The following is a 25699-nucleotide window of genomic DNA, read 5'->3' as shown; positions in this document are numbered from 1 at the left end:
ACATAAGATAGTCACATTTTTTTTGAAATCAATATCATCTTTTTAGTTATAATTTTATATTCAACTTCATAGATTTTATTATAAACGTTTGGCGGTAAGATTACCAATTCTATATATTGAAATCTCAATCGAAAAACAAAGTAAAATATTAACCTTTAAAACCAAAACACTATGATGACATTAGCAATATTTTTAATCGAAGTTATTTTCTCAATTATATAAGCAAGTAACTTAAAACAATTAAATCTCGATTATCGAGTAAAAGTGTAAAACTTAGTCTAGAATAAGTTTTACATTTATTTTTTAATAAAGATTATCTTTACCTCAAAGACTTTTAAAATGAAAAAACAAGCATTCAAATTTTTAGCAAAATTGAATAAAGCAATCTTACCTAGCTATACTAAACAACGCTTAGACTTAAGTAAAGCTACAAAATTGCAAATGGCAATATTTGGGTGGAAAGTTTACGTTACCAAAAACGCATTGGATTAGTCAAAAACTCTACTACTTCCTCCAGCTGCCATTTGAGTAATCAAATGAGGAGACACATCTGAAAATTTAAATCTAAAATAATAATGTGTTGATTTATCAGTTTTTTGTAATTTCATTTTATACGATCCATCACTATTTTTACCATCTAAAAAAATCACACTTGCTGGTGGAATATCTTCTATACATTTATTAAAAACGTTATTAAAAAAAGCTTTCCCGCTTTGCTTAATATATTCAGGATGAAAATTTAAATTAACAAATTGTTCTATGCTTATTCCGTTTTGATTGTGAATAAAATCAACAATAGCTACTGCTCTTTTTTCGTAACTATTTTTTGGTTTAACTGTATCTTTTCTAGGTGGTAAAACTTTTTTATCTAAATTTTTAAAATCTTGTAGAAATTCTAAAACTAGCTTTGACTGCTCACCTCCTACTTTTGCATGATGTATTAAATCTAATCCATGAGGTCCCTTAGCATTAATAAGTTCAGGATAGCTAGCTAATAATTGTTTAATAATCACAAAATCACCTAGCATTGCTGCTGTAAACATATTAAAACGAGCTCCTTTACTTATTAAAAATTTCACTATACTATTGTGACCTATATGACTTGCAGCTCCTAAAGCTGTTTCAAAATCTCCATTTCCCCAATCATGAGTAGCATTTAAAAGCTCAGGTGTTTTATTTAGCATTGCCTTTACAGTATTAAAATCACCATGTGCTTTAGCTACAAATTGATATACCATTTCTTTATCTAACGGATTAGTTTTTTCATTTTGAATTAGACTCTCTTTTGAAAACCCCATTGTTGGAACCAATACAACGCCTACTGATGTTAATAATCCTTTATTAATAAATGCTTTTCGATTCATGACTTTTATATTTGACTTTTACTCAAAATTAGACACATACACCTGAACTAGTTGTTAATAAAAATAAAAATGAAGTGTAACTAATTAAATATGAAGTAGAGTATTTAATTTATCAACTCAAAGTAAACTTAATCATTAATACCATCTTCTAATGCTAGCAAGCCCTTTTGAGTAATCCATGTTTTTATTTCGTACTTAAATCGCCCTGCCTTTACAGCTGGGTCAATCATAACTAGATTTTCAGCCTCATCTATAGATTTTGTTTTCAAGATAAACAAACCTCCTCCGGTTTCTGGAAATGGACCAGCTAACAACAACAATCCGTCACTTACCATTTTTCTAATATTTCTTAAATGTTTTGTTTGAATTTCACGTAACTCTTCTGCTGTAAAATCTGTTTTCTCAGTATTCGGAATCAATTCAACAAAATAATACGTCACATATTCTGGTGCTTTCTTTTCTTGACTATAGCTAGAGTTTAACGATAAAAAAGAAAACAATAATAAGAGTATAGGTTTCATACAAATTAAGTTTAAGTGTTTAAATATTCTTTTAAACTCAAGAATTTAAGAAGTAAAGCCAAATAATTACATCAATTTAAATCAAATAGTTAAAATTTGAAGTAAAACACGCTAAATTAGAAGTAAGATAAAAATTAAGATCTTAACTTTTTGGTATTTTTAAAGATATGAAAACACTCAAACATTTATTTAAACACATCTATACTTGGCTTATTTTAGCTTGGAGCCTTTTAGTTTTAATAAATGTTCTACAAACTTTAATTTACAAACTAACAGTTGCACCAAAATATTCTTGGATGTGGGTTTTTAAATTCCCTATAATTACTTACATCATAGGAATTTTGCTCATTTTTTTATGGATCGTACCTGGATACAAATTCATTTCAAAATTTGACAACTATTTAAGAGTTTCACTCTTTATAATTCATGGTATGGGATATATGGCTTTATACGTATTAGCCATTTTTTTTGTATTTGGTATTTGGGCTAATTATCTTAACATTGAATGGTATTACAATACAGTGTCTAAGTTTTTTATTACCGATCTTCATAACGTTTTGAAGAGTTATATCTTTTTAACAGCAATAATTTTCGCTTTCAATTATTTTAAAGACAAAAAAGAAACAATCGTTTTAAAAAACAATATTGAAAAAGAGCTAATAATTACTAAACACAATGCTCTCAAAGCTAAACTACAACCTCATTTCTTATTTAATGCACTAAATAGTATTGTAGCCTTAATAGATGAAAACAAAATCAAGGCGCAAAATTCATTAATTTCACTAAGCGACTTGCTAAGATATTCTATGAATATTAAACCAGAAAAAATGATACCTATTAATGAAGAACTAGTTTTATTAAAAAAGTATATTACTATTGAAAAAGCTAGATACGAAAATCAACTTCAAGTAAAATGGGTAATTAACAATCTAGAATCCTCTTTCAATCTTCCTGCAATGATTTTACAACCAATAGTTGAAAACTCAATAAAACATGGGTTTAAAAACATCCATAAAACCTTAATTTTAGTAATCGAAGTAAACTCTAAAGAAAAAGTAGTTGTTATAAAGAATAATGGTAATAAACTGTCTAACAAAACAACTGAAGGCAATGGATTACAATTAGTAAAGCAACGTTTATCAACTCATTTTTATAAAGCCTCAACTTTTAAAATTTTTCAAGAAGAAAATTGGGTTATAAATGAATTAATTTTTAAAAAATTAAATGAATAAAATTAGCACATTACTTATAGAAGACGAAGGCGCAGCTCTTAGAAGGCTTAACAAATTTGCAACCAACAACCCTTTTTTAGAGGTAATAAACACAGTGAAAACTGGAAAAAAAGCAGTTGAGTCAATAAACAACTTAAATCCTGAATTAATTTTATTAGATATAGAGTTAAAAGACATGACAGCTTTTGATGTTTTATCAAATCTAAAAGCTCCATTTAAAGGTCAAATCATTTTTACAACTGCTTATAATAAATATGCTGTTAAAGCTTTTAATATCTCTGCTACAGACTATCTCTTAAAACCATATGATGAGAATCGTTTCAATGAAGCTATTGAAAAAGCAAAACAGCAACAATATAAAACAGATATAAACACATTATTAAAACTATTGCACAAAACACAAACTAAATCAAATGAAGAAAAACTAATATTAGTAGAAGGAACTAAAACTCATTATTTATTGCCTAATACTATTATCTTAATTAAAGCTGATGGTTATTACTGTAAAATTTTCAAAATTGAAAAAACAACTATGCTTATCAGAAAAACGCTTAAAGAAATACATCATATATTGCCAAAAGAAACATTCTCAAGAGTAAATAGATCCACTATAATCAACAAAAACTATATTGAAAAAGAAGTTAGAAATATAACTCAACATTTTTTTTATTTAAAAGGAGGTTTTAAAATTAAAAAGTCAACTAAATATTAATAAAACAAAAAAATCGCAACATCTAAAAAGATAATTGCGATTTAATTCTAGTGACCTCGATAGGATTCAAACCTATAACCTCTTGAGCCGTAATCAAGTGCGCTATTCAGTTGCGCCACGAGGCCTTTAAATTGGGATGCAAATATAGCACTTTTATTAAAAAACTACCAAACTATTTATTTCAAAATTCTAAATTCTTATTTTTGAGCTCTATTTCAAAACAAGTTTATGGAATCTATATTACAACCTTGGCCTTGGTATATCTCAGGTCCTCTCATTGCTTTAATTATGTTTGTTCTTATTTATTTCGGAAAAACATTTGGCATGTCGTCTAACTTAAGAACTTTTTGCACACTTGCAGGCGCAGGAAAAAAAACTAAATTTTTTGACTTTAATTGGAAATCTCAAAAATGGAATCTTACTGTTGTTCTTGGAGCTATAATTGGTGGTTTTATTGCGCACCACTATTTATCCATTCCTACCAATATAGATTTAAACCCAAAAACTGTTTCAGAATTATCACAGCTAGGTTTTGAAAATGCAGGCAAAACATTGCTACCAGCAGAATTGTATAGTTGGGACTCTGTTTTTAGCATTAAAGGATTAACCATTTTAATTATTGGTGGTTTTCTAGTAGGGTTTGGAACGCGATATGCAGGTGGTTGTACTTCTGGTCATGCTATTACAGGACTAAGTAGTTTACAATTACCATCACTTGTAGCTGTAATTGGTTTTTTTATCGGTGGATTGATTATGATTCATTTAGTATTTCCTTTAATTTTTGGTTAATATGAAGTATTTAAAATTTTTACTCGTCGGGATTATCTTTGGAGTTGTACTCGTAAAATCTGAAGCTGTATCATGGTATCGTATTTATGAAATGTTTAAGTTTGAATCATTTCATATGTACGGAATCATTGGAAGTGCTGTTACTACAGGAATAATCCTTATGCTACTAACAAAAAAACTAAGATTCAAAAACATAAATGGAGCAGTAATGAACGTACCAAAAAAAGAAAGAGGTCTTTATCGATATATTATTGGAGGAATACTATTTGGCTTAGGTTGGGCTTTATCTGGCGCTTGTCCTGGACCAATGTATATATTAGTTGGCACAGGAGCATTTTCAGTTTTAATTGTTTTAGGCGCAGCTACTTTTGGTACCTATATTTATGGTGTAATAAAAGACAAATTACCACATTAACTAAAATATAACATATATCATATTATAGAATAGTATTACTCCTTATCTTTGTAAATTCTAAGCGAATTATTATGACTATAGAACAAATATACACAGGCTGTTTAGCACAAGGTGCTTATTATATTGAGTCTCAAGGTGAAGTTGCAATTATTGATCCTTTGCGAGAAACTCAAGCATATGTAGAAAAAGCAAATAAAAACAATGCAAAAATAAAGTATGTGTTTGAAACGCATTTTCATGCCGATTTTGTTTCTGGCCATGTAGATTTAGCAAAAAAAACTGGAGCAACTATAGTATTTGGACCCGGAGCAACAACCAATTATGATATCCATACCGCAGAAGATAATGAAGAATTTAAAATAGGGAATATCACAATTAAAGCTTTACATACACCAGGACATACATTAGAGTCAACTACATACCTCTTAATCGATAAACACGGAAAAAATCACGCTATATTTTCTGGAGACACCTTATTTTTAGGCGACGTTGGCAGACCAGATTTAGCTATAAAATCTAATTTAACAAAAAAGGATTTGGCAGGAATGCTTTACGATTCTTTACGCAATAAAATTATGCCTTTAGCAGATGATGTTATTGTATATCCAGCACATGGAGCAGGTTCAGCTTGTGGGAAAAATTTAAGTAAAGAAACAGTTGGCACTATTGGTAATCAAAAACAAACCAATTACGCCTTAAGAGAAAACATGACTAAAGCAGAGTTTGTAGAAGAGGTTCTTGACGGTATTGCACCACCACCTCAATATTTTGCTAAAAATGCAATGCTAAACAAAACTGGATATGACACTTTTGAAAACGTTTTAAAAACTGGTAATGTAGCATTAAATGTTGAAGAATTTGAAGCTTTAGCTAATCATGAAGGTGCATTAGTGTTAGATGTAAGACGTGAAAGTGATTTTATTAAAGGTCATGTTCCAAATTCTATTTTTATTGGTTTACATGGCGGATTTGCACCATGGGTTGGTGCATTAATTACAGATTTAAAGCAACCTATTATTTTAGTTGTTCCTGAAGGTAAAAGTGCTGAAGCCGTAACACGATTATCTCGTGTTGGTTATGATAATACACTTGGTTATTTAGAAGGTGGTATTGATTCATGGAATGCTGCAGGGAAAGACATTGAAACCCTTAAATCTATTTCGGCTGAAACTTTTGCTGAGCATGTAAAAAATACTGACACTAATATTTTAGATGTTAGAAAAGATGGAGAATTTACTGCTTCACATATAGAAAATGCACAGCATTTTGCTTTAGATTATATTAATACAAATATGAATCAGGTAGAAAAAAATAAAACCTATCACGTACATTGCTTAGGTGGTTACCGTTCGGTTATTGCTGCTTCTATTTTAAAAGCTCGTGGATTTCACAATGTTGTAGATGTGGCTGGAGGTTTTAATGCTATTAAAAAAACCGACTTAAAACTAACCGACTTTGTTTGTCCTTCAACACTTTAATTATGAAAACAACACTAAATATACAAAACTTAAAATGTGGTGGTTGTGCTAACACAATTATTACACGACTTGAAGATTTAAAGCATATTAACAATGTAATAGTAGATAATGATAATCATTCTGTTTCTTTTTCTTATGAAACTGAAAATGATTATGATGAAGCTAAAGCATTGTTATCAAAATTAGGATATCCAGCTGAAGGAGAATTAAATCCAATTACAAAAAAGGCAAAATCTTTTGTGAGTTGTGCTGTAGGAAGAATTAACAGTTAGACAATTTCAGCACTTAATCCAGCTTGTAATAACATAGAGCAACGAGGTTCAAGTTCATCATAAGAACCTGTTTTTACAGTACATTTTCCTTTATAATGAACAATGATAGAACATTGCTCTGCTTGTTCTGGTGTATGATCACATGCATACATAAGTGTATCAATAACATGATCAAATGTATTAACATCATCATTAAACAACACAATCTCATTATTTTTTAAGACGTCTTCATCTAGAAGAACCTCTTCTGATGTTTTTTCTCTAGTACTCATTTCTTTTAGTATTCAGTTTACAGTATCAGTAACCAATAAATTTCAATATTATAAAACTAAAGCTAATTTATAAATTTTAATGAAACCCAATGGTTCTTTTCTAGAGTTTCAACGTGTCTTAACTTATGTTTATTACATTTAGCTTCAATAATTGGTATATCATCTTTGTAAAATCCACTTAAAAGTAGCATTCCATTTTCATTTAAACAAGAAGCATATGTTTTTAAATCATTAAGCAGAATATTTCTATTAATATTAGCTACAACAATGTCATACTTCTTACCACTTAATAAACTAGCATCGCCTTCATAAACTGAAATACGCTTACAATTATTTCGTTCGACATTCTCTAAGCTATTTATATAACACCAATTGTCTATATCTATAGCATCAATAGGCTTTGCGCCTTTTAGTTCTGCTAGAATAGCTAAAACTCCTGTACCACAACCCATATCTAAAACTGATTTATCTGCAAATTCATTTTTTAGAATGTGTTGAATCATCATATGTGTGGTTTCATGATGACCAGTACCAAAACTCATTTTAGGCTCAATTACAATATCATATTGTGTATTAAACTTTTCGTGAAATGGTGCTCTTACTGCACAAATATCATCAACTATAATTGGATTAAAATTTTTCTCCCATTCTGCATTCCAATTGGTTTGCTTAATTTCTTCAAATGCATAAGAAATTTGAAATTCATCAGATTTAAGTATGTGAATTTCATCAAGAATAGTATCATACCATTCTTCTTTTTGAATATAGGCAGTAACACCTTCTTGGGTTTCAACAAAACTTTCAAAACCTGCATAACCAAGTTCAGCAATTAAAATTTCTACTGCTGGTTGCAACGGCAGCACTTTAAAATAATAACCTATATAAATGATATTTGACATGTATGTTTTTTAAAACGCATTTACAATTGCGAAAAAATCTTCAGCTTTTAAAGCAGCTCCACCAATTAATCCGCCATCTACATCTGGCTTAGAAAAAATCTCTTTTGCATTTCCTGGTTTTACGCTTCCTCCATAAAGAATAGAAACAGTGTTAGCTACTTCTTCTCCATATTTATCTGAAAGTGTTTTTCTTATAAATGCATGCATGTCTTGAGCTTGCTCTGGACTTGCTGTTTCTCCTGTACCAATAGCCCATACAGGTTCGTATGCTAAAACAATGTTTTTAAAAGCGTCAGCATCTAAATGAAATAAAGCGTTTTTAATTTGCGACTTAACAACACCTTCTTGATTGTTTTCTTTTCTATCTGAAAGTTCTTCTCCAAAACAAAAGATAACTTCTAATTTATTCTCTAATGCTGCGTTAACTTTTTCTGCTAGCAAAGCGTCTGTTTCACCAAAATAAGCACGTCTTTCTGAATGCCCTAAAATCACTGTTTTAACACCTATACTTTTTAACATTTTAGCAGAAATCTCTCCTGTAAAAGCACCATTACTAGCCTGATGCATATTTTGAGCTACAACTTCTATTTTAGACTTCTTAGTACGTTTTACCGCTGTAGCTAGATTTACAAACGTTGGGGCAACAATTACTCTAGTATTACTTAAGTCTGCTTTTTTAATTGATTTTCTGATTTGCTTCACCAACTTTTTCGTGGCTTTTAAATCATTATTCATTTTCCAATTTCCTGCGACAATATGTTTTCTCATCAACTAAATATATTTATTGTTCTCAATAGAATGAGAAACTATTAAATTAACCTTTACAAAAATAACTATTTTAATGCTTCTATAATACTTTGATCTGTTGCTTTTGTTGCCTTATACAACTTAATGCTTCCGTCAGGATTAATAACCATGTATCTTGGAATCCAATTGGAGTTAAGAAATTTACCAAAAGCGCCTTTTTGACCTTTAGGAATAAAATAATGGAAGCCTTTTACCTTATATTTTTCTATACCACGTTTCCAAGCTGCTTGGCTCCTATCTACAGATAAAAACACATAATCAATAGTCTTAAATTGGTTTTGAATAGCTTTTACTTTTGGCATGCCTTGTATACAATCACCACACCAAGATGCCCAAACATCTATTAATACGGTTTTACCTTGATGTAGCTCCAAAACCTCAGAAAGTGTTATTGCGTTTCCGTCTAGTGTTATTACTTTTTCGTTTAGAGCTTCTTCAGAAAACTGAAGTGGTGGTTCTGCACAACTAAAAGTCAAACATGTAATAAGTATAAAGTGAATTATTTTTTTCATTTAAGACGTTAATAATAAGATTCTTCAGCTGTGTTCAGAATGACAAACGTAATTAGTTTTAATCTAAGGTTACCTTTGGGTCTAACCAAGTATATATTAAGTCGACAAAAATATTTATAATTACAAACAGAGTTGCAATAACCAAAACTGAGCCCATAATTACTGGTAAGTCTAAGGTGTTTAGTGCGTTTACAATTTCTTTACCAAGGCCATTCCAACCAAAGATATATTCGACAAAAACGGCACCAGCAAGCATAGAGGCAAACCAACCAGAAATTGCCGTAACAACAGGATTTAATGCATTTTTTATAGCATGACTTTTAATGATTTGAAACTCACTCAAGCCTTTAGCTCTTGCTGTACGTATATAGTCTTGATTAAAAACTTCTAATAACGAATTTCGCATAAGTTGAATAACAACTGCCAAAGGACGAATACCCAAAACCAATGCTGGAAGAATTAAATTTTTCCATTTAATGTTCACTTTCTCGCCAAAATCATCTAATTCATATAAGCTACCTGTCATTTCTAGATTTGTGTATTTATGCAACACAAAACCAAACAACCAAGCAAAAAGAATAGCGCTAAAAAAAGAAGGCACACTCATACCTAATGTACTTACAACTTGTATGAGTCGATCGATCCAAGTATCTTTTTTTAAAGCTGAAATAACACCTAGAATCAGTCCTATTAACAAAGCAATAGTAATTGCAGAAACCGCTAAAACAAATGTGTTTGGCAAAGTTTCGGCTATTACTTGCGATACTTTTTTTCCTTGTTTAGTAAACGATTCTCTTAAGTAAGGTAGTTTTAATACTGTTGTTGTATTGCCTATTGAAAAAAGCTGAGTAGCCGAATACTTATTGGCTCTTAAAAATGTATAGTCGTCTTTATTTTTTGAATGAAAAGACAAAGGTGACAAATCATTTAAATAGTATAAGTATTGCGTTGTAACGGGTTTATCAAAACCATATTTCTTTTTTACAATGGCAACCTGATTACTATCTTCATTTTGACCAAGCATCATTTGAGCTGGATCTCCGGGAAGCACATTAAACAAAAAGAAAATAACTGTAATTACCCCAAATAATGTGAGTAAGGCGTAAAAGATTTTATTTAGTAAATAGTTTATCAAATAGATTATAATTGTAAGTCTTCAAAGTCATTCCAATGTGCCTTGTCTATTACTGTTCCTTTATTAAGAATAATAATTCCAGGATTAGATCGTACTATAGTTTTAAGTACCTTTTCATCACATAAATAAAAATCAAAATTTAGATGATAAACTTCTTTAACTTCTTGCTTTTTATTAGCTCCAGATGCAGTTAAACCTATAACCTTATAACCTTTTTTTACAGCTTCATCTGCTATAGTTTTTAATTTGCTTAAACCATCTGCTTCTGCTGTTTCTAAATTGTAAGCTACAATAACAACTAACTTATCTTCTTCTAAAAATTGTTGCGTTACGTCTTCATCTTCAGATTCAATTGAGAAATCAAATATTTTAGGTTCGTCTGCTTCAACAATTATTTTCTTAGTATAACTTATGTATTCTCCATCTACTGTTGGATATGCTCCATTGGTAATAAACTCTTTTTCTTCTCCGTTAACATTAAATAACCATGTCCATTCTGAAACTTCTTTTTGAGCATCTGCTGGAAGCTTCATATTTTCACTAATATTATCACCAATTTTATAAGCTCTAAAATCTATTGCTGGCAAATGCATTAACACATAATATGCAAAGCTCAAACATGCTATAAATGTTAATAACGATGCAATTGAAAGCCCTAGTTTGCTAAAAATTGGCTTAATATACTTTATACCAAAAAACAGAATTAATATAAAAAACAGTAAGATTATATCTTTTGTAAACGATTCCCAAGGTGTTAACTTTAATGCATCACCAAAACAGCCACAGTCTTTAACCTTATCATAATAAGCCGAATAAAAGGTTAAAAAGGTAAAAAACACTATCATTGCCAATAAGCTCCAAACCGTAAATTTTGGTTTATAACCTATGAGCAAAAACACACCTAAAACAACTTCAAAAATCACCACAAAAACCGAAATCCCTAAAGCATATGGTTCTAAAAATGTAATATTTAAAACATCTGCACTGAAATACTCTTGCAATTTATATGAAAATCCCAAAGGGTCATTAAGCTTTATAAATCCAGAAATTATAAATAATACGCCAACAAATACTCTACTTATAGCAACAAGAAATTTCATAGTCTTATTTTTCGTTTAAATGAATTAAAGCAAAAACAGCATAATTAATCATATCTTGATAATTAGCATCAATACCTTCGCTTACAATAGTTTTTCCTGAGTTATCTTCAATTTGCTTAACACGCAATAGCTTTTGTAAAATTAAATCGGTTAGACTACTCACTCTCATGTCTCGCCAAGCTTCACCATAATCATGATTTTTGTCTAACATAAGTTGCTTAGTTACTCCAACATGCTTATCATATAATTCTGTAGCCTCTTTTACCGATAAATCAGGTTGCTCTACAACACCTTTTTCTAATTGAACTAAGGCCATTGTGCAATAGTTAATAATACCTATAAACTCACTTGTCTCTCCTTCATCTACCTTTCTCACATCATTTTGCTGAAGACTTCTTATGCGTTGTGCTTTAATAAAAATTTGGTCTGTTAATGATGGTAATCTTAATATTCGCCATGCGCTTCCGTAGTCTTTCATTTTATTAATAAAAAGACTTCTACAGCTTTCAATTACATTGTCATATTGTTTTGAAGTATCTTGCATCTAATACATTTAATTTTGCGTAAATTTCGCATAAATTAATCGAATTTAAAAACTTTAACCTTACTGAAATAGTTTTGGCAAAATCAATTAACTGTAAAGGACAACTTATAGACCTCAACACGCCAAAAGTGATGGGGATTTTAAACATTACACCAGATTCTTTTTATGATGGTGGCGCTTATAAAAACAATAGCGATATTTTATCTCAAGTTTATATAATGCTTAAAGATGGTGCCACTTTTATAGATGTTGGTGCCTATAGCTCGCGACCAAACGCAACGCATATTTCTGAAACCGAAGAGCTACAACGCATGCTCCCAATTATAGAATTGATTTTAAAAGAATTTCCAGATGCACTTTTATCTATAGATACGTTTAGAAGTGAAGTTGCAAAACAATGCATAAACTCAGGAGCAAGTTTGATAAATGATATTTCTGCTGGTCATATAGACGAAAACATGTTACAAACCATAGCAAATCTTCAAGTGCCATATATAATGATGCATATGAAAGGAACGCCGCAAACTATGCAAGAGCAAACACATTATGATGATTTAATTAAAGACATTTTATCTTATTTTTCTAAACGTATTGCTAAAGCCAGAGAATTAGGAATTGTAGATTTAATTGCTGATCCTGGTTTTGGATTCGCAAAAACTACAGAGCAAAATTTTGAATTACTTAACCAACTTGAGCTTTTTAATAATTTAGATTTACCGCTTCTAATTGGTGTTTCAAGAAAATCAATGATATACAAATCATTGGGCAACACAGCAAATGAAGCCCTTAACGGAACCTCTATTTTAAACACAATAGCCTTACAAAAAGGTGCTTCGATTTTACGAGTTCATGATGTTAAAGAAGCCATGGAATGTATTAAACTTGTTAACCTACTTAAATCTTAAACTATGAGATATTTGTTTTTTATGGTCTTACTTTTATGTTTTTCCTGCGGAAAAGATAAAGTTATCTTACTACCAGAAATTGAAAATGCAAAAATAACTGAAGTACTAGATGTTTCTCCAGCTTATTTATTTTATAATGAAACATTAACTGACAGCATTGAACTTAATCGAAAAAACATTATAAGCACAACAAACTGGCTAGTAAATGTTGATAAACGCTTAACATTAAAACAAGCCATCCCAAAAATTAAATTCTTACAAGATAAAAAGCGAAATGCACAAATGCATAAAAACGAAAATGCAAAAAACTATTTTACGTGCAACGCTACTAGCATTAAAAATTTAGGCTTTATTGAATTTACAGATGTGGTTTATGAATTTATTGAATCTTCTTTAGATTTCAAACAAATACTTACGAGTTATAAAAAAATTGATTCCGTAAATGAGTTAGAAGATTCTTTAAACATCTTTTCTATTAATTTTCATGAAGATCATACAATTTACATGCATAAAAACAGCTTTAAAATTGAAGACTTAACAACTAAAATAAAAGAACTAGCAAAAAATCCTGAATATAAAAAAATACAATTAAAGTTAACTATGAGTAAAAGCTTAACTTTTCAAGATTATATAACATTTAAATCACTAGTTTTAGAATTAGAATCAGACAGTATTTCTATTGACAACAACGAGTTCATTTATTAATCTTATTTTGTTAAATTTACACAAACACCTCAACCTTGGATAAATTCAAATTTTGGGATTTCGGAATTGTAGACTTCATAGATGTCTTTCTTGTAGCCATTCTACTCTACTATGTCTATAAGTTAGTAAAAGGTACAGTTGCCATTAATATTTTTATCGGTATAATAATCATTTATTCTGTTTGGAAACTCACAGATTTTCTAAACATGCACATGCTTCATAATATCTTTGATGGTTTTATGAAAGTTGGTATTATTGCTTTAATTGTTGTTTTCCAGCCAGAAATAAGAAAATTTCTATTGATGGTTGGCTCCACAAACCTGAGCGGTCGCGGAAAGCTTTTTAGTAAAATGAAATTCTTAAAAAGTGATGCTGAAACAGAAATTGATGTTGATGCAATTATTACAGCTTGTAATAAAATGGGAACTACACAAACTGGCGCTTTAATTGTTTTAGAGCGCAATAATAGCCTCGATTTTTTAACAGGAACTGGAGATGAAATGAATATCGCAGTAACACAACCCATTATAGAAAGCATCTTTTTTAAAAACAGCCCTTTACATGATGGCGCAATTATTATTGAGAATAATATTGTAAAAGCTACACGTGTAATTTTACCAGTAAACAACGAAAAAAACATACCTAATCGTTTTGGGTTACGCCATAGAGCTGCTGTTGGAATTACAGAAAAAACAGATGCAGTAGCTATTGTTGTTAGCGAAGAAACCGGACAAATATCTTACATTAAAAACGGTGAATTTATAATCTATAATAATATAAATGAATTGACCGAAATGATTAAAAAAGATTTAGTGTAAATGAATTGTAAAAACTGTAAAAATAACTTACAAGAAAATAGTGATTATTGCAACAGATGTGGTGGCAAAGTAATTAGAAATCGTTTAACATTTAAAAACTTATTTGAACATATTAGCGAAACCTTTTTTAATTACGACAACAAACTACTTAGAACCTTTTTAAACTTATTTAAAAGCCCTGAAGATGTAATTGGTGGTTATATAAATGGAACGCGCAAAAAATATGTAAATGTAATTAGTTACTTTGCTCTTGCAATTACATTGTCTGGACTTCAGATTTATATTATTCAAAAATTTCAAACCGACTTTACGTTTTATGATACTAGTACTGAGATAGGCAGAAAACAGCAAGAAGTGTTTTCTAAAATTTTTAATTTCTCTACAGATTATCAATCGCTTGTAATGATGTCATACATTCCTTTTTATGCCTTACTTGCAAAAATTGTTTTTTATGACAACAAAAAATTCAATTACACAGAATTGATAGTTGTCTTTTTATATGCTCAAGCTCAGGTTTCAATTTGTATAGCCTTAATTACTGCCATACTAATCCCATTAAACATAGTTTCTTTTACTACAATTAGTTTATTTATATTTCCACTTATGTTTCTTTACTTTACGTATTGTTTAAAACGTGTTTATGGGTTAAACAAACTTAATATGTTAGTAAAAACATTAATATTTATTGTTCTTTTGGGAATTGCTATGGTTCTTATTATTACAGCAAGTACAGTTTTTATGTTTAAATCTGGAATGTTTGATGATATGATTGAAGCAAAAAAAGCATTAAAAAAAGGTTAAGCAACTTCCTCTTTTAAAAATTGTACTTCATAAAGGTTTCTATAGTAACCATCTTGTTTTTTAAGCAATTCGTTATGTGTACCTTGCTCCACAATGCGACCAGAATCCATAACAATGATTTGATCTGCTTTTTGAATGGTTGCCAATCTGTGAGCAATAACTATTGATGTTCTTCCTCTTGTAATTTTATCTGTTGCATCTTGGATTAATTGCTCTGAATATGAATCTACAGATGATGTGGCTTCATCTAAAACCAAAATACTTGGATTGGTTACATAAGCTCTTAAAAATGAAATTAGTTGTCGTTGACCAGAAGATAACATCACACCACGTTCTTTTACATTATAGTGATAGTTATTTGGCAAACTCATAATAAAATCATGGATTCCAATATCCTTTGCAGCTTGCTGCACTTCGGCTTCAGAAATATCAGGATTTTTAAGTGTAATATTGTTTAAAATAGTATCAGCAAATAAAAATACATCTTGCAAGACAACAGCTATTTGTGCTCTTAAAGACTTTAACGTCAATTCTTTTATATCTACATTGTCAATACAAATGCTTCCTTTTTGAATATCATAAAAACGGTTAAGTAAATTTATAATGGTAGATTTTCCGGCTCCAGTAGATCCAACAATAGCTATTGTTTGACCCGTTTTTACATCTAAAGAAATACTTTTTAAAACTTCTTCGTCTTCAACATAAGAAAAGTGAACATCTTTAAAACCAATATTGCCTTTAAAATGAGATGCTATTTTAGTTCCTGTATCATCAATTTGCGAAGTCGTATCTAAGACTTTAAAAACACGATCTGCAGCAACCATTCCCATTTGTAACGTATTAAACTTATTTGCAATCTGGTTTAATGGTCTAAACAACATAGGAATATACATAATAAAGGCTGTTAAATCACCTATTGAAGCCGTTTTAGTATTAACTACCATAAAACCACCAACCCAAATAATTGTTCCTAAGGTAATAGATGATAAAAAATCAGCTATTGGAAAGAAAATAGAATTATACCAAACTGTTTTTAACCATCCCTTTTTATGACGCTCATTAATGGCTTTAAACTTTTTATATTCTGTTTCTTCTCGTGTAAATAGCTGAAGAATCTTCATACCTGTTACACGCTCTTGAACAAAAGAATTTAGATTAGAAACTTCTGTTCGTACTTCTTCAAAAGCACGTTTCATATACCTCTGAAAAATCTTTGTGGCGTATAATACAATAGGCATGGTTACAAAAGCTATAAGACAAAGTTTCCAATTCAAAAAAAGCATAAAACCAGCTACAACAGCCATTTTTAGTATATCACTAAATATCATAAACAAACCTTGTCCAAAAATATCAGCAATACGCTCCATATCTGTTACGGCTCTAGTTATTAAAACACCAACTGATGAATTGTCAAAATATTTCATTCTAAAACTCAACATGTGTTCATAAAGTTTTACTCTTATATCTTTAACCACAGATTGCCCAAGCCAACTTGCGTAATAAATAAACAACAACTGAGTTGTAACCTCTAAAACTAAAAGCACAAACATTACAATGATATAAAACATAAACCCATTGTAATCTTTAACTACAACATGGTTGTCTATTGCCTGTTGTAAAACCCAAGGACGCAATGCTCCAAAAACAGCCAAACCTACTACAAAAACAAGCGTGCTAAAAAACACCCATTTATAAGGTTTAATAAATTGTAATAAGCGCTTAAAAAGCGTCATATCAAAAACATTTTTGGTTGATTTTGCCATATACTTAATCTATGCTTTTATTGTTTCTGGGTATTCTATTTTTACTAAATATAGTCCGTGTGCTGGAACTGAAGTTCCTGCACGGCTTCTATCTTTAGATTTTATAATTTCATGTAAATCATCAATAGATGTTTTTCCTTGTCCTATATTTATAAGCGTACCAACAATTGCTCTTACCATGTTTCTTAAAAAACGGTCTGCTGTAATAACAAATTTCAATTCATTATTAGTAAGTTCCCATTGTGCATGCTCAATTGTACAATTATACGTTTTTACATCTGTATTACTTTTAGAAAAACATTGAAAATCTTTATACTGCAATAAGATGTTGCATGCTTCATTCATTTTTTTAATATCAAGAGGTAGATGAAACGCATAAGAGAAATCGAAATTAAACACATCTTTTTTGGTAGAAATACTATAATTATACGTTCTACTTAGTGCATCAAATCGCGCATGAGCATCATCAGTAACTTTAAAAATAGCATGCACAACGATATCATTTGGCAAAAAAGAATTAAGCTTAAAAATTAAATTTTCTATTAATGGTTTATCTATATCAAAATGAGCAAATAACTGTAAAGCATGTACACCAGCATCTGTTCGTCCAGCACCTACAACACTAATTTTAGATTGCAAAATCCTTGATAAGGCTTCTTCTAAAACTTGTTGTACCGAAATAGCATTGGGCTGATTTTGCCAGCCATGATATGCCTTTCCGTTATATGATAATTCGATAAAATACCTCAATATAAACTACTACTTTTGTAAACCACAAAGATAATTAGATTTGCGAGTAATAGTATTTGTAACTTTAATTTAATTAAGGTTTAACTAAAATAAGGGTTTCGCTTTCGCGGAAGATAAACATGAAAAAAATTCTCTTACTATCAGACACGCATAGTTACATTGACGACACTATTATAAAATATGTAAAACAAGCTGATGAAGTATGGCATGCTGGTGATATTGGAAATTTAAAAGTTACAGATACAATTAAACGCTTAAAACCATTAAAAGCAGTTTACGGAAACATAGATGATGCAAAAGCAAGAGTAGAATTTCCCGAGCATAATAGGTTTATGTGCGAAGATGTAGATGTATGGATTACTCACATAGGTGGTTATCCTCCAAAATATAACTTAAGGGTTAGAGAAGACTTACAATTAAATCCTCCAAAGTTATTTATTTGCGGGCATTCTCACATATTAAAAGTGATGCCAGACAAAAAACTAAACCTCATACACATGAATCCTGGAGCTGTTGGTAAACATGGGTTTCATAAAGTAAGAACAATGCTACGCTTTACTATTGATGGAAAAAAAATAGACAACCTAGAAGTTATAGAGTTTAAAAAATAAAAAAACCCAGAGTCTTCACTCTGGGTTCACGCACTAAATAATTAAGATAATAGGTTTTATCGTAATCGATCTACAGATTTTACAAGATCTTCATCCTTTTTTATGGCCTTATTGGCTAAAACCAAAAACACGATAGATAAAATAGGTAGAAGAATCCCAATACCTTTCTCAGAAACATCAGCTTCTCCAGATATGTTTAGTGATTGATACACAAAAAATCCTAATAAAATAAAGTTTAATATGATGTTAAGTCGTCCCAAAACAAATTGAAACTTCCTATTGCTATAACTAAATATTGAAACTAATGATAAAACAGCAGAACCAAGAAACATTATAAAGTAATACATAACATCTATTGCAAAAACTGGTTCATCAGCAGCATTTGTCCATAAATGAAATACAAATATAAGGCCAGCAGAAATAACTGCAGCTACTAACAAATAAATGGTTTGAATGCGTTGTAACATTTAACTTCTTGTACTAAGGCGACAAAATTAATGGTTTCTTTTTAAAAAGATGTATAAATTTTTAAAATAAAATTGTATTATTGCAATAGTAATTGTTACTCACAGAGTTACAGATTATTAAATCTTCAGATTTTTTTCAGATTCTTTCAAATTTTATTTTTTCAGAAAAGCATACGAAATCAATCAATTTCAATTTAAAAAATTATTCAATAAACATACATGTTTGAAATTTCACAACTAAAAGAGAAAAAGCTACCTGAACTTCAAGAGATAGCTCAAAAACTAAAAGTACCTAAATATCGTACACTTAAAAAATTAGATTTAGTATATCAAATACTAGATTTTCAAGCCGCAAATCCTGAAGCTGTTAAAAAAGAAGTTGCACCTAAAACTCCTTTACAAGACAAACCTGCTACAGATCGCAAACCAAGACAACGTGTTCAAAAAAAACCAACACAAAACACATCTCAACAAAAAATGGAGTTGCCTGAAGTAAATGAAGAAAAACAGCAGCAGAACAGCTCAAACACAAAAAACAAACCAAAAGAGCCTAGAAAAGAAAATCCTAAGCAACAACATACTCAAAAAGATAATGACACTAAACAACGTCAGTCTAATGAGAACAAACCAAACCCTCGTCAGAAAAACGAACACAAACCAAACCCTCGTCAAAAAGATGGGAATACTCATAAAAATAACGGAAACAAAGATAGTCGTAACCGTTATAGAGAACCAGATTTTGAGTTTGATGCCATTATTGAGAGTGAAGGTGTTTTAGATATTATGCAAGATGGTTATGGTTTTTTAAGATCATCAGATTATAACTACCTATCATCTCCAGACGATATTTATGTATCACAATCTCAAATTCGTTTATTTGGGTTAAAAATGGGCGACACTGTTTTTGGCAATGTAAGACCTCCAAAAGAAGGTGAAAAATATTTCCCTTTAATTAAAGTAAGTAAAATTAATGGTCAAAAACCTGAGGTTGTTAGAGATCGAGTTTCATTTGAACACTTAACACCTTTATTCCCACAAGAGAAATTTAATATAGCAGAAAAGCAAGCAACCATATCTACACGTATTATGGATTTGTTCGCTCCTATAGGAAAAGGGCAACGTGGTATGATTGTTTCACAACCAAAAACTGGTAAAACTATGCTACTTAAGGATGTCGCTAATGCAATTGCAGCAAATCATCCTGAAGTTTATCAAATGATTTTACTAATTGATGAACGTCCTGAAGAAGTTACAGATATGCAACGTAACGTTCGTGGTGAAGTAATTGCTTCTACATTTGACAAAGAAGCTCATGAGCATGTAAAAATTGCAAATATTGTTCTTGAAAAAGCAAAGCGTTTAGTTGAGTGTGGACATGATGTTGTTATATTACTAGATTCTATTACCAGACTTGCTAGAGCATATAACTCGGTTCAGCCTGCATCTGGAAAAATATTAAGTGGTGGTGTTGATGCTAATGCTTTACACAAACCAAAGCGTTTCTTTGGTGCAGCTCGTAATATTGAAAATGGTGGGTCTTTAACCATTATAGCTACTGCTTTAACAGAGACTGGCTCTAAAATGGATGAAGTAATTTTTGAAGAGTTTAAAGGAACTGGTAATATGGAGTTACAATTAGACAGAAAAATATCTAATCGAAGAATTTTTCCAGCTATAGACCTTACATCTTCAAGTACAAGACGTGATGATATTTTATTAGATCCATCTACTATTCAAAGAATGTGGGTGATGCGTAAGTACTTAGCAGATATGAATCCTGTTGAAGCTATGGAATTTATTAATGACCGTTTTAAGCAAACTAGAAACAACGAAGAGTTTTTAGTATCAATGAATGGGTAAAAGATAACCTAAACATAAATAAAAAAGCCTTTGATTAATCAAGGGTTTTTTTATGCTTACAAATGAAAACTCTATATTATTTTTAATTAAAATCTAGCATAGGCAAACAAAAAAAGCTTCTCAAATGAGAAGCTTTAAATTGTATAATACTTTAAATTAAATCTTATAAAGAAGCAACATGCTTAGTTAATCCAGATTTTAAATTAGCAGCTTTATTAACATGAATAACATTTTTCTTAGCTAATTTATCAATCATAGAAACTACAGAAGGTAAAAATGCTTGAGCATCTTTAGCTTTTTCCATATCACGTAATTTTTTAATAGCATTACGCGTAGTTTTATGTTGGTATCTATTAGTTAAACGCTTTGCTTCGTTACTTCTAATTCTCTTTAATGCTGACTTATGATTTGCCATTTTATTCTTTCTTATTAAAAATTGTAGCCCGTAGGGGAATCGAACCCCTCTTACCAGGATGAAAACCTGGCGTCCTAGCCGATAGACGAACGGGCCATTTGTTTTATTATCAATATTAATTTAAACTAAAAAAGATAAACTAATACTATTTTCAAATGAACATGCAATTATTCATTGCGGATGCAAAAATACAACTATTTTTAAATGTTGCAACACCTAGTGCAACTTTTTTTAAAAAAATTAATATGCTTTTGCAAATAGCACTCTTCTACTTGATGTTTTTCCAGTAAAAACACACTTTCCTTCTTCTTCTTTTGCATCCATAGGAATACATCTAATAGTAGCTTTGGTAAGCTCTTTAATCTTATCTTCTGTTTCTTCAGTACCATCCCAATGCGCAGAAACAAAACCTCCTTTGTTTTTTATTACATCTTTAAACTCATCAAAAGTAGAAACTTCAGTTGTATGTTCTTTCCTGTAATCAATTGCTTTATTAAATAAACTCTCTTGAATTTCTTCTAACAGGTTTTCAACAAAAGAAACTGCTTCATCTTGAGTAACTGTTTGTTTCTCTAAAGTATCTCTTCTAGCTATCTCTAAAGTTCCGTTTTCTAAATCTCGATTCCCTATAGCAATTCTTACAGGAACTCCTTTTAATTCGTATTCTGCAAATTTAGCTCCAGGTCTAAAAGTATCTCTTGTATCAAACTTTACAGAAATTCCTTTTTTGCGAAGTTTTTTTACAATAATGTCCATTTTATTAGAAATTGCTTCTAATTGTTCTTCTCCTTTATATATAGGAACAATAGCAACTTGTATTGGTGCCAATTTTGGAGGCAATACTAAACCTTTATCATCAGAGTGTGTCATTATTAAGCCACCAATCAAACGTGTAGAAACGCCCCAAGAAGTTGCCCAAACATATTCTTGTTTTCCTTCTTTAGATGTGTATTTTACATCAAAAGCTTTAGCAAAATTTTGTCCTAAAAAGTGAGACGTTCCAGCTTGCAAAGCTTTTCCGTCCTGCATTAAAGCCTCAATAGTAAAAGTTTCTTCAGCTCCTGCAAAACGTTCACTTTCAGATTTTGCGCCTTTAATAACTGGCATTGCCATAAATTTCTCAGCAAATTCAGCATAAACTTCTTGCATTTGTATTGACTCAACAATTGCTTCTTTTTTTGTAGCATGCGCTGTATGACCTTCTTGCCATAAAAATTCTGCTGTACGTAAAAACAATCGTGTACGCATTTCCCAACGTACAACATTTGCCCATTGGTTTATTAATAATGGTAAATCTCTATAAGATTGAATCCAACCTTTATAAGTATTCCAAATTATAGCTTCACTAGTTGGTCTAACAACCAACTCTTCTTCTAACTTAGCTTCAGGATCAACTCTTAGTTTTCCTTCATTATCTGGATCGTTTTGTAATCTATAATGAGTTACAACTGCACACTCTTTTGCAAAACCTTCAGCGTTTTTTTCTTCGGCTTCAAACAAACTTTTAGGCACAAAAAGTGGAAAATATGCATTTTCATGACCTGTTTCTTTAAACATTCTGTCTAATTCAGCTTGCATTTTCTCCCAAATTGCAAAGCCATAAGGCTTAATTACCATACATCCTCTAACGGCTGAATTCTCAGCTAAATCAGCCTTTACAACCAATTCGTTATACCATTTAGAATAATCTTCAGTCCTACTTGTAAGGTTTTTGCTCATTGTCAGTATTTTGGCACAAAATTTGTGCTTATGTTAAATAAAAAAATAGTTCAACAAAACTAACTATTTTTGTAATGTTCAACAATAAAAATATAGAGATATGCAATTTAATAACTACTTAAAATCAAAATTGCCATTTTTTGTTGCACTAAGCTTTACTTTTGTTTTAGCTTCTTGTGGCTCTTACCAATATGTAGGTAATAGCAGTGATGGTATTTATAGTGATGATGACTCAACTTATCAAGAAGCTTCTAATGTAGAAGTTGCAAGTACCGAAGGTAACAGCTACTATAAAAACTATTTTAACGAAAAATCTCAACAATATGATGATATTGTTGAAGATGATGTAATTTTTACAGATATAGATGCATACGCAGGTAATTATAATGAAGAAGAGCAAGTAGATATTGAAACTGGTTATGCTGGTTGGGGACAAGACAATACCGATGTTACTATAAATGTATATTCAAACTATGGTTGGAATCAACCTTGGGGTTGGAACTATGGATATGGCTGGAACAGATGGAATAGATGGGGTTGGAATACTGGTTTTTGGGGTTATAATAATTGGGGATGGAATGCAGGGTTTGGCTGGAATAACTATTGGTGTCCTCCTTATTACAATTACGGTTACAATTATTACTATCCATATAGAGGTTATCGCAATAACTTTTATGGAAACAATTATTACAGAAGAGGTAACTTAGCATATAATTCTAGCAGACGTGGAAACTCTGTTGTTAACAGAAATGGATATAACAATAGAAGAAGCTCATATTCAAATACAAGAACGAGAAGATCAAATAACTCTTCAAGAATTCGTTCAAACTCAACTACGATTAGAAGAAGCAATTCTACAAGAGTTACTTCACCAAGAGTAAGAACTAATTCTCAAACACCTCGTACCACAACAAGAAGAACAATTAGACCCAATGCAAATTCTTCAAGAAGTAATACAAGAACTAGAGTTAATTCAGGTCCTAGACGAAGTAACTCGCCATCTATAAGAAGAAGCTCTACACCTAGTCGTTCTTCTTCTGTTAGACGTTCAAGTAGTAGCTCTACAAGATCATCATCTACAAGAAGTTCAAGAAGAAGATAAGCAGTTAAAAAAATAAAAATTCTAATATGAAAAAGTTAAGTTTACTATTCATAGGTGTTCTATCTATGTCTAATTTGATAGCACAAGACATTACTGATGCAGTTCGATTTTCATCAGATGAAATTCAAGGAACTGCAAGATTTAGAAGTATGAGTGGCGCATTTGGAGCACTTGGAGGTGATATGTCTGCAGTAAGTATTAATCCTGCAGGTTCAGCAATATTTACTAGAAGTCATGCTTCGATATCATTATCAAATTTAAATGTAAATAATGATGTCTCTTATCTAAATAGGTTTAGCTCTTCATCAGATTCTAATATTGATTTAAATCAAGGTGGAGCAGCTTTTGTATTTAGTAATTCTAATCAAAACTCCTCTTGGAAAAAATTCGTTTTAAGTATTGCTTATGATAAAACATCTAATTATGATAATGATTGGGTTGCCTCAGGCACAAACACAAACTCTATTGATAGCTATTTTTTATCATTTACTGATAATCAAGAAATCCCTTTTGGCGTATTAAAGTTACAACCTGGAGAATTTGTTGAAGAAGCCTATGTAAACATTGGTAGCAACCCAAACTATGGTTATGGGTTTCAACAAGCGTTTTTAGGGTATTGGTCTGGTATTATAGATCCAGTAAACTTAGACGATGACACAAATGATGACAATATAGATTATAATACTAACGTGTCTCCTGGAAATTTTAATCAAAATTACCTATACCTATCTAAAGGTTATAATGGAAAATTTAGTTTTAACATTGCTGCTCAATATGAAGACAATCTTTATTTAGGTTTAAATTTAAATTCTCATTTTATCAACTTTGAAAAATACACAGGTTTAAGAGAAACGAACAATAATCCTGTATCTGTTGTCAATAATATCTTATTTGAAAACTCTTTAGCAACAACTGGAAATGGCTTTTCTTTTCAACTAGGCGCTATTCTAAAGGTAACTAAAGAGCTAAGAGCAGGTTTAACCTATGACTCTCCTACTTGGTATACAATTAAAGATGAATTAATTCAAAACATAAGCTCAAATAATGCTGATCCAGACATCATATATGTTTCAGATGTCTTAACTATATTTCCAGATTACAAATTACAAACACCTGGGAAATTAACAGGAAGCTTAGCTTATGTTTTTGGTGAACAAGGATTAATTAGTTTTGATTATTCTAGAAAAGATTTTGGGAATACAAAATTTAAACCAACATCAGACCCACAATTTGCTGCACAAAACACTATTATCAATAACTCGCTTAAAACAGCTAACACTTACAAGTTTGGAGGCGAATATCGTTATAAAAAATTTAGTTTTAGAGGTGGTTACCGTTTTGAGGAAAGCCCATATAATGATGAATCTTTTTATGGTGATTTAACAGGATACTCTTTAGGTTTAGGTTATAGCTTTGGAAACACTAAACTAGATTTAGCGTTTGACCAATCTGACAGAACAATTAATAATCAATTATATTCTACTGGTCTTACAGAAGCAGCTCGTATTGATGGTAAAAATTCTAATGTAACTTTATCTTTAGCTTTTAACCTTTAAAATAAAACCCATTAAATAAAAAAGCGGAGTGATAGATTTATCACTCCGCTTTTTGCTTTTTATTCTTTCTTTTAAAAATCCAATTTATCTTTTCAGGGTAAAATGGGCTTTAAATTCTTTTTTATCACCTGTATTAGGTTCATTATATTCTACTACAAACCAGTAATCACTTGTT

Annotated in this window: 29 protein-coding genes and 2 tRNA genes; 15 read left to right on the top strand and 16 right to left on the bottom strand. The window is 30.6% G+C overall.

Annotated elements, in window-relative coordinates; all coding sequences use genetic code 11:
- The first annotated feature begins 339 nt into the window (after positions 1-339).
- Positions 340-492: an SsrA-binding protein gene (locus BXY80_RS13050; protein ID WP_120202653.1), complete on the top strand. Its 153-nt coding sequence runs from the start codon at positions 340-342 to the stop codon at positions 490-492.
- Here the strand turns inward: BXY80_RS13050 and BXY80_RS14025 are convergent.
- Both BXY80_RS14025 and BXY80_RS13040 read right to left on the bottom strand, forming a co-directional pair.
- Positions 489-1364: an ankyrin repeat domain-containing protein gene (locus BXY80_RS14025; protein WP_211328356.1), complete on the bottom strand. Its 876-nt coding sequence runs from the start codon at positions 1362-1364 to the stop codon at positions 489-491. The two genes, BXY80_RS13050 and BXY80_RS14025, sit on opposite strands and share 4 nt — an antisense overlap.
- A gap of 128 nt (positions 1365-1492) precedes the next feature.
- Positions 1493-1885, bottom strand: a complete 393-nt coding sequence (locus tag BXY80_RS13040) for a YciI family protein (RefSeq protein WP_120202651.1) — start codon at positions 1883-1885, stop codon at positions 1493-1495.
- A gap of 167 nt (positions 1886-2052) precedes the next feature.
- Here BXY80_RS13040 and BXY80_RS13035 point away from each other — a divergent pair, with 167 nt between their 5' ends.
- Positions 2053-3117 carry a sensor histidine kinase gene (locus tag BXY80_RS13035; protein WP_120202649.1) on the top strand — a complete coding sequence of 355 codons (1065 nt, stop codon included), beginning with the start codon at positions 2053-2055 and terminating at the stop codon, positions 3115-3117.
- Positions 3110-3829, top strand: coding sequence for a LytR/AlgR family response regulator transcription factor (locus BXY80_RS13030; RefSeq protein ID WP_120202647.1), 720 nt, complete (start codon positions 3110-3112; stop codon positions 3827-3829). The genes BXY80_RS13035 and BXY80_RS13030 overlap by 8 nt, the downstream gene beginning before the upstream one ends.
- A 51-nt stretch (positions 3830-3880) precedes the next feature.
- Here BXY80_RS13030 and BXY80_RS13025 read toward each other — a convergent pair.
- Positions 3881-3954, bottom strand: a tRNA-Arg gene (locus BXY80_RS13025).
- 103 nt (positions 3955-4057) lie between these two features.
- On the opposite strand from BXY80_RS13025, the gene BXY80_RS13020 reads away from it, so the two are divergent.
- The 4 genes from BXY80_RS13020 (at position 4058) to BXY80_RS13005 (ending at position 6783) form a co-directional block, all read left to right on the top strand.
- Positions 4058-4618 (top strand): YeeE/YedE family protein, encoded by a 561-nt coding sequence (locus tag BXY80_RS13020; protein ID WP_120202645.1) that lies wholly within the window; start codon positions 4058-4060, stop codon positions 4616-4618.
- 1 nt (position 4619) lies between these two features.
- Positions 4620-5033, top strand: coding sequence for a DUF6691 family protein (locus tag BXY80_RS13015; RefSeq protein ID WP_120202643.1), 414 nt, complete (start codon positions 4620-4622; stop codon positions 5031-5033).
- A gap of 71 nt (positions 5034-5104) precedes the next feature.
- Positions 5105-6511: an MBL fold metallo-hydrolase gene (locus BXY80_RS13010; protein ID WP_120202641.1), complete on the top strand. Its 1407-nt coding sequence runs from the start codon at positions 5105-5107 to the stop codon at positions 6509-6511.
- A 2-nt stretch (positions 6512-6513) separates the two neighbouring features.
- Positions 6514-6783: a heavy-metal-associated domain-containing protein gene (locus tag BXY80_RS13005; RefSeq protein WP_120202639.1), complete on the top strand. Its 270-nt coding sequence runs from the start codon at positions 6514-6516 to the stop codon at positions 6781-6783.
- Here BXY80_RS13005 and BXY80_RS13000 read toward each other — a convergent pair.
- The 7 genes from BXY80_RS13000 to BXY80_RS12970 all read right to left on the bottom strand — a co-directional run bounded on the left by BXY80_RS13000 (position 6780) and on the right by BXY80_RS12970 (position 12052).
- Complete coding sequence (locus BXY80_RS13000; protein WP_120202637.1) at positions 6780-7055, bottom strand: ATP-dependent Clp protease adaptor ClpS; 276 nt, start codon at positions 7053-7055, stop codon at positions 6780-6782. The genes BXY80_RS13005 and BXY80_RS13000 overlap by 4 nt on opposite strands.
- Before the next feature lie 62 nt (positions 7056-7117).
- Positions 7118-7954, bottom strand: a complete 837-nt coding sequence (gene prmA, locus BXY80_RS12995) for a 50S ribosomal protein L11 methyltransferase (RefSeq protein WP_120202635.1) — start codon at positions 7952-7954, stop codon at positions 7118-7120.
- Between the two features lie 9 nt (positions 7955-7963).
- Positions 7964-8722, bottom strand: a complete 759-nt coding sequence (tpiA, locus tag BXY80_RS12990) for a triose-phosphate isomerase (protein ID WP_120202633.1) — start codon at positions 8720-8722, stop codon at positions 7964-7966.
- A gap of 65 nt (positions 8723-8787) precedes the next feature.
- Positions 8788-9273 carry a TlpA family protein disulfide reductase gene (locus BXY80_RS12985; protein ID WP_120202630.1) on the bottom strand — a complete coding sequence of 162 codons (486 nt, stop codon included), beginning with the start codon at positions 9271-9273 and terminating at the stop codon, positions 8788-8790.
- Positions 9274-9331: 58 nt separating this feature from the next.
- The gene (locus BXY80_RS12980; protein WP_120202628.1) at positions 9332-10408 is read right to left on the bottom strand and encodes an ABC transporter permease; all 1077 of its coding nucleotides are present in this window, start codon (positions 10406-10408) and stop codon (positions 9332-9334) included.
- Between the two features lie 5 nt (positions 10409-10413).
- Positions 10414-11508: a BT_3928 family protein gene (locus BXY80_RS12975; RefSeq protein ID WP_120202627.1), complete on the bottom strand. Its 1095-nt coding sequence runs from the start codon at positions 11506-11508 to the stop codon at positions 10414-10416.
- A 4-nt stretch (positions 11509-11512) separates the two neighbouring features.
- Positions 11513-12052: a DUF1599 domain-containing protein gene (locus tag BXY80_RS12970; RefSeq protein ID WP_120202625.1), complete on the bottom strand. Its 540-nt coding sequence runs from the start codon at positions 12050-12052 to the stop codon at positions 11513-11515.
- A 131-nt stretch (positions 12053-12183) separates the two neighbouring features.
- Between BXY80_RS12970 and folP the strand changes: the two genes are divergently transcribed.
- From folP to BXY80_RS12950, 4 genes are read left to right on the top strand one after another with little or no spacing between them, the layout of a single operon-like run.
- Positions 12184-12957, top strand: coding sequence for a dihydropteroate synthase (gene folP, locus BXY80_RS12965; protein WP_120202771.1), 774 nt, complete (start codon positions 12184-12186; stop codon positions 12955-12957).
- 3 nt (positions 12958-12960) lie between these two features.
- Entirely contained in the window at positions 12961-13662 is a 702-nt protein-coding gene (locus BXY80_RS12960; protein ID WP_147376138.1) for a hypothetical protein, read from the top strand.
- A 35-nt stretch (positions 13663-13697) separates the two neighbouring features.
- Positions 13698-14480, top strand: a complete 783-nt coding sequence (locus tag BXY80_RS12955) for a diadenylate cyclase (protein ID WP_120202621.1) — start codon at positions 13698-13700, stop codon at positions 14478-14480.
- Complete coding sequence (locus tag BXY80_RS12950) at positions 14481-15281, top strand: DUF3667 domain-containing protein (RefSeq protein WP_120202619.1); 801 nt, start codon at positions 14481-14483, stop codon at positions 15279-15281. It abuts the gene before it with no gap.
- Here BXY80_RS12950 and BXY80_RS12945 read toward each other — a convergent pair.
- Together BXY80_RS12945 and truA are read right to left on the bottom strand one after the other, a co-directional pair.
- Positions 15278-17044, bottom strand: a complete 1767-nt coding sequence (locus tag BXY80_RS12945) for an ABC transporter ATP-binding protein (RefSeq protein ID WP_120202617.1) — start codon at positions 17042-17044, stop codon at positions 15278-15280. The two genes, BXY80_RS12950 and BXY80_RS12945, sit on opposite strands and share 4 nt — an antisense overlap.
- Positions 17045-17053: 9 nt before the next feature.
- The gene (truA, locus tag BXY80_RS12940; RefSeq protein WP_120202615.1) at positions 17054-17794 is read right to left on the bottom strand and encodes a tRNA pseudouridine(38-40) synthase TruA; all 741 of its coding nucleotides are present in this window, start codon (positions 17792-17794) and stop codon (positions 17054-17056) included.
- Positions 17795-17913: 119 nt separating this feature from the next.
- Between truA and BXY80_RS12935 the strand changes: the two genes are divergently transcribed.
- Positions 17914-18405 (top strand): metallophosphoesterase family protein, encoded by a 492-nt coding sequence (locus tag BXY80_RS12935; RefSeq protein ID WP_120202613.1) that lies wholly within the window; start codon positions 17914-17916, stop codon positions 18403-18405.
- A gap of 56 nt (positions 18406-18461) precedes the next feature.
- On the opposite strand, the gene BXY80_RS12930 is transcribed toward BXY80_RS12935, so the two are convergent.
- A complete protein-coding gene (locus BXY80_RS12930) occupies positions 18462-18872 on the bottom strand; it encodes a DUF4293 domain-containing protein (protein ID WP_120202611.1) in 411 nt (136 codons plus the stop codon).
- Between the two features lie 219 nt (positions 18873-19091).
- Here BXY80_RS12930 and rho point away from each other — a divergent pair, with 219 nt between their 5' ends.
- A complete protein-coding gene (rho, locus tag BXY80_RS12925; RefSeq protein ID WP_120202608.1) occupies positions 19092-20732 on the top strand; it encodes a transcription termination factor Rho in 1641 nt (546 codons plus the stop codon).
- Between the two features lie 163 nt (positions 20733-20895).
- Here rho and rpsT read toward each other — a convergent pair whose 3' ends face one another.
- The 3 genes from rpsT to proS all read right to left on the bottom strand — a co-directional run bounded on the left by rpsT (position 20896) and on the right by proS (position 22866).
- On the bottom strand, positions 20896-21147 hold the full coding sequence (gene rpsT, locus BXY80_RS12920; RefSeq protein WP_120202606.1) for a 30S ribosomal protein S20: 252 nt from the start codon (positions 21145-21147) through the stop codon (positions 20896-20898).
- 24 nt (positions 21148-21171) lie between these two features.
- Positions 21172-21243: transfer RNA gene (locus BXY80_RS12915), tRNA-Glu, on the bottom strand.
- 144 nt (positions 21244-21387) lie between these two features.
- Complete coding sequence (gene proS, locus BXY80_RS12910) at positions 21388-22866, bottom strand: proline--tRNA ligase (RefSeq protein ID WP_120202604.1); 1479 nt, start codon at positions 22864-22866, stop codon at positions 21388-21390.
- A 100-nt stretch (positions 22867-22966) separates the two neighbouring features.
- On the opposite strand from proS, the gene BXY80_RS12905 reads away from it, so the two are divergent.
- Positions 22967-23968: a hypothetical protein gene (locus BXY80_RS12905; protein ID WP_120202602.1), complete on the top strand. Its 1002-nt coding sequence runs from the start codon at positions 22967-22969 to the stop codon at positions 23966-23968.
- Between the two features lie 26 nt (positions 23969-23994).
- Positions 23995-25524, top strand: coding sequence for an OmpP1/FadL family transporter (locus BXY80_RS12900; RefSeq protein ID WP_120202600.1), 1530 nt, complete (start codon positions 23995-23997; stop codon positions 25522-25524).
- The last annotated feature ends 175 nt before the right edge of the window (positions 25525-25699 follow it).

Origin of the sequence: Ichthyenterobacterium magnum, from assembly GCF_003610635.1 — a bacterium.
Classification (GTDB): domain Bacteria; phylum Bacteroidota; class Bacteroidia; order Flavobacteriales; family Flavobacteriaceae; genus Ichthyenterobacterium; species Ichthyenterobacterium magnum.
The sequence above is the reverse complement of the archived record's forward strand: the minus strand, read 5'-3'. Positions and strand labels throughout refer to the sequence as shown.

Coding starts and splice junctions, on each gene's coding strand:
- BXY80_RS13050 (WP_120202653.1), top strand. CDS start 340: ATGAAAAAACAAGCATTCAAATTTTTAGCAAAATTGAATAAAGCAATC.
- BXY80_RS14025 (WP_211328356.1), bottom strand. CDS start 1,364: ATGAATCGAAAAGCATTTATTAATAAAGGATTATTAACATCAGTAGGC.
- BXY80_RS13040 (WP_120202651.1), bottom strand. CDS start 1,885: ATGAAACCTATACTCTTATTATTGTTTTCTTTTTTATCGTTAAACTCT.
- BXY80_RS13035 (WP_120202649.1), top strand. CDS start 2,053: ATGAAAACACTCAAACATTTATTTAAACACATCTATACTTGGCTTATT.
- BXY80_RS13030 (WP_120202647.1), top strand. CDS start 3,110: ATGAATAAAATTAGCACATTACTTATAGAAGACGAAGGCGCAGCTCTT.
- BXY80_RS13020 (WP_120202645.1), top strand. CDS start 4,058: ATGGAATCTATATTACAACCTTGGCCTTGGTATATCTCAGGTCCTCTC.
- BXY80_RS13015 (WP_120202643.1), top strand. CDS start 4,620: ATGAAGTATTTAAAATTTTTACTCGTCGGGATTATCTTTGGAGTTGTA.
- BXY80_RS13010 (WP_120202641.1), top strand. CDS start 5,105: ATGACTATAGAACAAATATACACAGGCTGTTTAGCACAAGGTGCTTAT.
- BXY80_RS13005 (WP_120202639.1), top strand. CDS start 6,514: ATGAAAACAACACTAAATATACAAAACTTAAAATGTGGTGGTTGTGCT.
- BXY80_RS13000 (WP_120202637.1), bottom strand. CDS start 7,055: ATGAGTACTAGAGAAAAAACATCAGAAGAGGTTCTTCTAGATGAAGAC.
- prmA (WP_120202635.1), bottom strand. CDS start 7,954: ATGTCAAATATCATTTATATAGGTTATTATTTTAAAGTGCTGCCGTTG.
- tpiA (WP_120202633.1), bottom strand. CDS start 8,722: ATGAGAAAACATATTGTCGCAGGAAATTGGAAAATGAATAATGATTTA.
- BXY80_RS12985 (WP_120202630.1), bottom strand. CDS start 9,273: ATGAAAAAAATAATTCACTTTATACTTATTACATGTTTGACTTTTAGT.
- BXY80_RS12975 (WP_120202627.1), bottom strand. CDS start 11,508: ATGAAATTTCTTGTTGCTATAAGTAGAGTATTTGTTGGCGTATTATTT.
- BXY80_RS12970 (WP_120202625.1), bottom strand. CDS start 12,052: ATGCAAGATACTTCAAAACAATATGACAATGTAATTGAAAGCTGTAGA.
- folP (WP_120202771.1), top strand. CDS start 12,184: ATGGGGATTTTAAACATTACACCAGATTCTTTTTATGATGGTGGCGCT.
- BXY80_RS12960 (WP_147376138.1), top strand. CDS start 12,961: ATGAGATATTTGTTTTTTATGGTCTTACTTTTATGTTTTTCCTGCGGA.
- BXY80_RS12950 (WP_120202619.1), top strand. CDS start 14,481: ATGAATTGTAAAAACTGTAAAAATAACTTACAAGAAAATAGTGATTAT.
- BXY80_RS12945 (WP_120202617.1), bottom strand. CDS start 17,044: ATGGCAAAATCAACCAAAAATGTTTTTGATATGACGCTTTTTAAGCGC.
- BXY80_RS12935 (WP_120202613.1), top strand. CDS start 17,914: ATGAAAAAAATTCTCTTACTATCAGACACGCATAGTTACATTGACGAC.
- BXY80_RS12930 (WP_120202611.1), bottom strand. CDS start 18,872: ATGTTACAACGCATTCAAACCATTTATTTGTTAGTAGCTGCAGTTATT.
- rho (WP_120202608.1), top strand. CDS start 19,092: ATGTTTGAAATTTCACAACTAAAAGAGAAAAAGCTACCTGAACTTCAA.
- rpsT (WP_120202606.1), bottom strand. CDS start 21,147: ATGGCAAATCATAAGTCAGCATTAAAGAGAATTAGAAGTAACGAAGCA.
- proS (WP_120202604.1), bottom strand. CDS start 22,866: ATGAGCAAAAACCTTACAAGTAGGACTGAAGATTATTCTAAATGGTAT.
- BXY80_RS12905 (WP_120202602.1), top strand. CDS start 22,967: ATGCAATTTAATAACTACTTAAAATCAAAATTGCCATTTTTTGTTGCA.
- BXY80_RS12900 (WP_120202600.1), top strand. CDS start 23,995: ATGAAAAAGTTAAGTTTACTATTCATAGGTGTTCTATCTATGTCTAAT.